General features: G+C 59.4%; 7 protein-coding genes. All 7 read right to left on the reverse strand.

What is annotated here, in order from left to right; translation table 11 throughout:
* Positions 1-211: 211 nt before the first annotated feature.
* Positions 212-700: a hypothetical protein gene (locus AC1D1P_RS11185; RefSeq protein WP_477673015.1), complete on the reverse strand. Its 489-nt coding sequence runs from the start codon at positions 698-700 to the stop codon at positions 212-214.
* The gene (locus AC1D1P_RS11190; protein WP_477668633.1) at positions 700-1,362 is read right to left on the reverse strand and encodes a hypothetical protein; all 663 of its coding nucleotides are present in this window, start codon (positions 1,360-1,362) and stop codon (positions 700-702) included. Before AC1D1P_RS11190 ends, AC1D1P_RS11185 begins: the two co-directional genes overlap by 1 nt.
* An 83-nt stretch (positions 1,363-1,445) precedes the next feature.
* The gene (locus AC1D1P_RS11195) at positions 1,446-2,093 is read right to left on the reverse strand and encodes a hypothetical protein (RefSeq protein ID WP_477668632.1); all 648 of its coding nucleotides are present in this window, start codon (positions 2,091-2,093) and stop codon (positions 1,446-1,448) included.
* Positions 2,094-2,121: 28 nt separating this feature from the next.
* Entirely contained in the window at positions 2,122-2,769 is a 648-nt protein-coding gene (locus AC1D1P_RS11200) for a hypothetical protein (protein ID WP_477668631.1), read from the reverse strand.
* 874 nt (positions 2,770-3,643) lie between these two features.
* Complete coding sequence (locus AC1D1P_RS11205) at positions 3,644-4,018, reverse strand: hypothetical protein (protein WP_477673016.1); 375 nt, start codon at positions 4,016-4,018, stop codon at positions 3,644-3,646.
* A 315-nt stretch (positions 4,019-4,333) separates the two neighbouring features.
* Positions 4,334-5,230, reverse strand: coding sequence for a hypothetical protein (locus tag AC1D1P_RS11210; RefSeq protein WP_477673017.1), 897 nt, complete (start codon positions 5,228-5,230; stop codon positions 4,334-4,336).
* A 167-nt stretch (positions 5,231-5,397) separates the two neighbouring features.
* The gene (locus tag AC1D1P_RS11215; protein WP_477673018.1) at positions 5,398-6,264 is read right to left on the reverse strand and encodes a spore coat protein U domain-containing protein; all 867 of its coding nucleotides are present in this window, start codon (positions 6,262-6,264) and stop codon (positions 5,398-5,400) included.
* Positions 6,265-6,407 lie beyond the last annotated feature (143 nt).

The raw sequence follows: 6,407 nt of genomic DNA on the forward strand, positions 1-6,407 counted from the left end.
GTCCTGATACTGAACGTTGAGGAAGCTGACGATGCGTTGGTGATTTCCATGATCTGGCGCAGACRCTCGCCGGGTTTGACTTCGAGTTCAAACCGGGGAGGCGACACTGCCAATGCAAATTCGCTTGCCATTGCGCCAGGCGCAATCAGGGCGAAGGCCAAGCCAACAAGGCCAGCCGCATACTGCCGCAGGGCAAGTAACCGGAGACGGATCATTGCGTATCTACCTCGAAATAAAACTGCAGGGCCTGGGAAGACGTCAGCGCGCGCCCATCTGTTCTGAGAATCAGCTCAACGGTTTCTTCCAGGGTAGCCGCACTGACGACACCGTCGAAGATCAGGGTGCGGCCGCCAGATCGCAGTGAGCCAGGCAGCAAACGCCCCTGGGTTCTCCAGGTAACAAAGATGGGCTCGCCCGGGACCGGGGCGAGCCCCATGTAGAGCCTGACCGGCTGGTTCAACCAGCGCGAGAGGTTCAGGCGAAGCGCAACCCGCAGGCTGGCTTCCACCGAGTTGTYGGCCCCGCGGCCGGGAACCAGCTGCCGCCAGCGCATGGGGACGACGCTCTGGGTCGCGACGGTGCCGGTGTCATCCACGCGGGTCGTGGTGGCGGCTGCGTGTTGTGCAGTCAGCACGTTGGCAAGCAGCAGGAGGGCGGCAAATCCGATGAGGTGTGACAGGCTGACCGGTCTTTTCATCATCATGGGGAGGTCAGGGTGTAGCTGACGCGGCCGGTAAAGGTGCCCGAACCCACCAGTTGGGTATTGGCGTAGTTGAACTGCAGACAGCTTTCAAACCAGGTGTTGCGTGTAACGCTGAGCAGCGTTTGTGATGCACCGCCTACAAACGTTCCGCTGGGGATGGTGGGAGTCGGGTCTTGTGCGCCGCCGGAAACCCAGGAGATGGTATTGAACGGAATGGTGTCGCCCGTGGCATTGACCAGAGAGGCCGGTGCGGTGGCGGTGAGTGTGGCGTTGGCGCCGGTGCCCGGTGTGCGGTAAAAGCCGCCGACGTAAACCTGCGCGGGCACCGTGCAAAAGGCAAAGCTGTCATAAGGGCTGGCCGTAACGGTGCTGTCGGTTGTCATGGCGCTGGTGCCGGCTCCGATGTTGGCCGCTGGAATGGTGACTGAAACGCGATTGATGGTGGAATTGTTGCCGGGCGTACCTCCGGAGCTGAAATTGCCGCCGGTCATGGTTCCGGCGCCTACCTGCAAAAACAATGACTTGGTGCCTGCTGTGATGGTGACAACAAAGGCCTGGGCGCCCGCGCAGGCCAGAGCGCCGGCCCCCAATGCGGCGACGCGCAGCACTTGCAACACACTGCTGCGAGTGGGCACGAGGAACAGGGGTTGGGTGCGCATAAGTACCACTTTACGCTAACTCAGAAATATCAACAAAAATAAAAATGGCCCCGACAAGCGGGGCCACTTAAGGATTTATGTAATCAGAGTTGTGTAGCGGTGTAGGTAACGCGGCCATTTTTTGCGATGGTGCCGCCGTAGGTGCCTGCTGCTGGCAAGGTCGCGTTGAGGTAGGTATAGGTCCACTTGCCTTCGACGCGGACCAGCTTGTTGGTAGCGGTCAGCGTCGTTGCGGTACCAGCACCGCCGCCTGCGCCCAGGTTGAACGCTGGGTGGGTGATGGCGGCATTGGTAAAGCCGGCGGTGGTGGCGCCCAGTGCTGCGCCGGCCACGTTGATCTGGCTCCAGGGAATCACTTCACCGGCGGTGCCGGTCGTCAACGGGCCGGTGGTGGCGGAGTTGAGGCTGATGTTGCCGCCGTTGCCATACACGCGCACTGTCACTGCACCTGCGGTCAGGTCACCGCCCACGCCAGCAATCACGGTGCTGTCGCCGACGTTCGCGCCTGGGACCGTGAAGGTGACGCTGTCAATCGTGCCATCAGTTGCCGTATTGCCGGAGCTGGTGCCGACACGCAGGAACAGCACTTGTGGAATGACGATGGTCATGTCCACGCGAGCGTTCGCGGTCGAACCGACGATGGCAGGGTTGGTGAATGTGGATTCGGCGTGGGCGGTAGCGCTCAGCAAGCCGGTTAAGCCCAGGGTGCTGACAAGAAGGAGTTTTTTCATGATGTTTCCTAAGGATTAAGGTTGAAGTTCAGAGCTGCGTGGCGGTGTAAGTAACTCGTCCGTTTTTGGCGATGGTGCCGCCGTACGTGCCGGCTGCGGGTAAGGTTGCGTTGAGGTAGGTATAAGTCCACTTGCCTTCGACGCGGACAAGTCGGTTGGTGGCCGTCAATGTGGTGGCGGTACCAGCTCCGCCGCCTGCGCCCAGGTTGAATGCTGGGTGGGTAATGGCGGCATTGGTAAAGCCGGCGGTCGTGGCTCCCAGTGCGGCACCGACCACATTGATCTGGCTCCAGGGGATCACTTCACCGGCGGTGCCGGTCGTCAACGGGCCGGTGGTGTTTGAGTTGAGGCTGATGTTGCCGCCGTTGCCATAAACGCGCACCGTCACAGCACCTGCGGTGAGGTCGCCGCCCACACCGGCGATCACGGTGCTATTACCCACACTGGCGCCTGGAACCGTGAAGGTCACGCTGTCGATCGTGCCATCGGTTGCCGTATTGCCAGAGCTGGTGCCAACACGCAGGAACAGCACCTGCGGAATGACAATGGAAAAGTCCAGCCGTGCAGTCGCTGTGGAACCCGTAATTGCGGGCGTGGTAAATGTGGACTCTGCATGCGCTGGCGCTGCCGCCAAACCGGCCAGGCCCAAGGCGCTTGCTAAAACAATTTTTTTCATCAAGGTCCTCTCTGCGGTAATAAGAAGGTGAATCGGGTGTTCAGGCTTTTTCTGAACGTGAATGGACTGTAACTAGGCGTTTCGAAAAAAGGTGGCTTTACATTCGTAACGCGGGCGACAAATGGTAAATACGTCACGCTTAAGTCATTGAAAACAATGGATTTATGCGAAATGGCGACAAGAAAGATGGGGTTTGGCTTGGATGTAACGAATGCCACAAGCCTTCTTCTGTGACATATTTCCCAGAGTGGTGTAACGAGTCAGAAACAAATGGCGTTTGTCTGCCAAGTGGTGCTTTTCTCTGTCCTCTCTGGAACTACCGCGTCGCTTGAACTGGTCGAACATTCGTTGTATGAGAGGCAGAGCTGGTTAATGAAGGCTGTRGCACGCGCTATTCGAGCGAGGCCTCAAAGTGAAGGCGGGCTTCATGCGATCAGACGGCGACGGTGGTTGGATTGACTGGGCAAGTCGTATGCGCTTTAACAATCGGAAGAGGTCCACGCAAGGGACGTCGGTGGTGGTTGGTTGCCCGTGATAGATAGGCAGGTAGGCACGCCACTGGGATCGCGTGGTGCCCTTGTGTGGCGTGCATAGCAGCGCAGGCAGCTGATCGACTGCTCGCTGGCGGGGCTTGCGACGGGTTGCCGGCGGAATCGCCAGGCACGCAGCACCGGCGTTACGGTTGTGTGCCGGTCGAGGCGCGTTTGAGTGTGGTGCGGAGGCGCGGGCAGGTCGCGCCTCGTTTGCGGGCGAGATTTGCTATGCAGCCGTCACTGCATGCCGGTTGCCGACAGGGGCTTGAAGGTCCTGCTCGCGAGATGCAAGTGCGGCAGGATGGAAACCTGGTGTCGCCAGGCGGCGTGTGAGCCGCTGATTACCAGGAAATGGTCAATTCAACCGGGTCCCGGGAATTCATGGGCTTGCCTGCCACCACGGCCAGGCGGCTACCTGAAGCGGAATCGGTCATGGTGTTCATGCGTTGCGTTTGGCCGGACCTGCTGGTCGAGGCGGATGCGATAGCCTGGATGTCTACGGTGGCTGGGCAACTGATGCGCAGGGTGCCGGCCTGGCCGTCTGGCTGGCCGCGATGGGTGCAGCGATGGTCTGCCGTAACGGCTTCGCTGAAACTGCGCAACACGATGGTCACACCAAATGAGCCTGAACTGGTTTGCGCCTGGGCTGCGCCGTGAATCCCGAGCAGGGACTGGGCGGCCAGGGCGGCGGCAAAAGCAAATTTGATGGTTTTCATGGCGCAACTCCTTAAAACTATCAGTTGTTGCAGTCATGCTATCGAATTTGTTAATTTGAATCAATTGGTAAAAGTCACTGCAAAAGTGTTAATTAGTGACATTTCACACAAACTGAGTTTTAAATTTGATTTTTCCTTTTGTTGATGGTTTTGATAAATATTTATAAATTTCATCAATATGAGGGTTTTTGCTTCAATTAGATTGCGGCAAAACTGTGATGTGGTGCTCTTATCGGGCATAGAACGCCAAAGCGGCGGTCGCCGGTTAGTACCCAGTAGTTTGTTGAGGCCGCGCTGAAGGCGCCTTACGCCTGCTTAGTAGGTGACGGTAACCGCAACCCCGGTCTGGGTGGCRGTGCAGGTGGCTCYGGAGCAGGTGCCCGMCTGRCCGGCTGCAATGGTGCCTGTGACCGTGTAGGGCTGGGCGAAGCCAGTACCTGTTGCTCCTGCGCCGCTTAGCGCCAAGGTGTAATTGAGGCCCAGCAACGTGCCAGATGTCGGCGAAAGTGCGAGGGTGTAGGTTGTGTTACGGGTGCAGTCCACCGTGAAGTTCATGGTGGCCGTCTGCGGGGTAGCCGCAAAAGAGGTGTAGTTCAATGTCAGGGTTGATGGCGAAATAGCGCCCGGGGCCGTGTTGCCGGAAGCGACCTGGCCCACAAAGCACGCAGCAATGATGCTCACGGTGGGTGTGAATGTCGTGGTAGCAACGACAGGGCCGGTAGTGGCTAGCTGAAGGCTGGTGATAAAGGTCTCGTCATAAATACCGGGCGTATTGCCGGTTTGRCTGGGTTTCACCTGGAAGTCGTAGGTCAGCACGGTGCTGGCGCTCAGGGCCGCGCCAAACGTCAAGGTTCCACTTACTCGGCCGGTGGTGGCATTGGTCCAATCGGTCGCAGTGGCATTTTTGAAAATGCTGATGTCGAGTCGATCAGCATTAACGGTACCTCCGCCATGGCGGAACACCCGGCGGGTAAGGCCTGTACGGCTGCCATAGTCAATGCTGACCCAGTAGCCTGTGCTGTTCAGGTCCGTCGCCAGCCGGGTGCAGTTCACGGTGATAGTGCCGCTGGCATTGGCAGCGGCCGCCCCGTTGGTGTAGTTGAGGTTGACCGACGTGGCCGCGAGTGTGCAGGTAATGGCTGCTTTGGCGTGCAACGCGCAGGTGCACAGCAGGGCTGCCAGGGCAATGCGCAATGCGTAAGAGACACTCATCGATGGACTCCGTTAATCGCCCGGGCCTTCGCTGGCGGGACGACTTCTAACTGCTGATGGTAACGTTTTGTAGCAGTACTGTGCATGGTGCCGTATTGCGTCGTTCCCGTGGGCACTGGGGTCGAAAAATCGTGACAAAAATCACGCTGGCGGAAACAAGATGGACGTCAGTAAGTAATGGTCAGCGTCCGCATCTGCGTGCTGGTGCACGTGCCCGTGGCGCAGGTGCCGGATTGGCCCCCCGGGATGGTGCCGTTGATCGTGAAATTCTGCGGAAAACCCGTACCGGTCTGGCCTGCGGGATTGCTTAAAGCCAGGTTGTAATTGAGCGTGAGCAGGGCTCCTGCCGTCGCGTCCAGCGCCATGGTGTAGGTTTCGCCGATGGTGCAGCGCACGGCATAGGCTGTGCTGGCTGTGGCCGCGGCGAGCTGAAAAGATGCGTAGTTGAACTGGATGTTGCCCGGCGGCGTGCTGAGCAGGCAGACGGACTGGTTGTTGATGCTCACGGGGAATGTGGGGAAGACGTCCACGTTGCCGGGGCCATTGTCATAGCGCAGGCGCATGGTCACGGTGTCGGTGAAGAGTTTGGCGCTCTTGTTGAGCCCGGCCGCAATGCGGCTGTAGAAGACATGGGTGGCACTGGCCGTCAGGGCACCACCGAAGTTGACCGTTCCGGCGAAGTCCGTGGCCGCGGTTCCGCCCCATGCGCCGTTGCCTGGTGCCGTCCTGTAAAGCTCGTAAGCGATGCGGTTGGTCTGGCCGTTGCCGTTGACCGCCTGGTTGGTGTTSCCGGTGGGGTTGAAGCCGTTATCGGCCTGCAAGGTGTAGTCTGAGCTGGCTGAATCTGTGGGGCCGCGCGTGCAGTTGATCGTCACGGTCCACGCGCCRTCKGTGGGATTCGGGTCGTTCTCAAAGTACACCGTCTGTACGGGTGTCGCTGTGGCGTTGCAGATCAGCGCGGCCCAGGCCGGCGCCGCGCCCAGAAGAGTCAGGCATGCCGCAGCGGCGAGGCGCCAGGGTTTGGTGTCAATCATCGCTTGACTCCGCTGCACCGCACTGGACCCACCCGGGCAATGTCTTCCAGGTTGCCGGGCGGCAACTCCACCGCAAATGTGCAGCTAGCCCCATTCCATTTCAGGCGCAGGCGGTTCTGGGCCTGCAGGCCGGTGACAAAGGC

Source organism: Polaromonas sp. P1_E1_2 (genome assembly GCF_056406035.1).

What these genes read in the sequence shown, in the direction of transcription:
- AC1D1P_RS11190 (WP_477668633.1), bottom strand. Translation starts at nt 1,362, where the DNA reads ATGCGCACCCAACCCCTGTTCCTCGTGCCCACTCGCAGCAGTGTGTTG.
- AC1D1P_RS11195 (WP_477668632.1), bottom strand. Translation starts at nt 2,093, where the DNA reads ATGAAAAAACTCCTTCTTGTCAGCACCCTGGGCTTAACCGGCTTGCTG.
- AC1D1P_RS11200 (WP_477668631.1), bottom strand. Translation starts at nt 2,769, where the DNA reads ATGAAAAAAATTGTTTTAGCAAGCGCCTTGGGCCTGGCCGGTTTGGCG.
- AC1D1P_RS11205 (WP_477673016.1), bottom strand. Translation starts at nt 4,018, where the DNA reads ATGAAAACCATCAAATTTGCTTTTGCCGCCGCCCTGGCCGCCCAGTCC.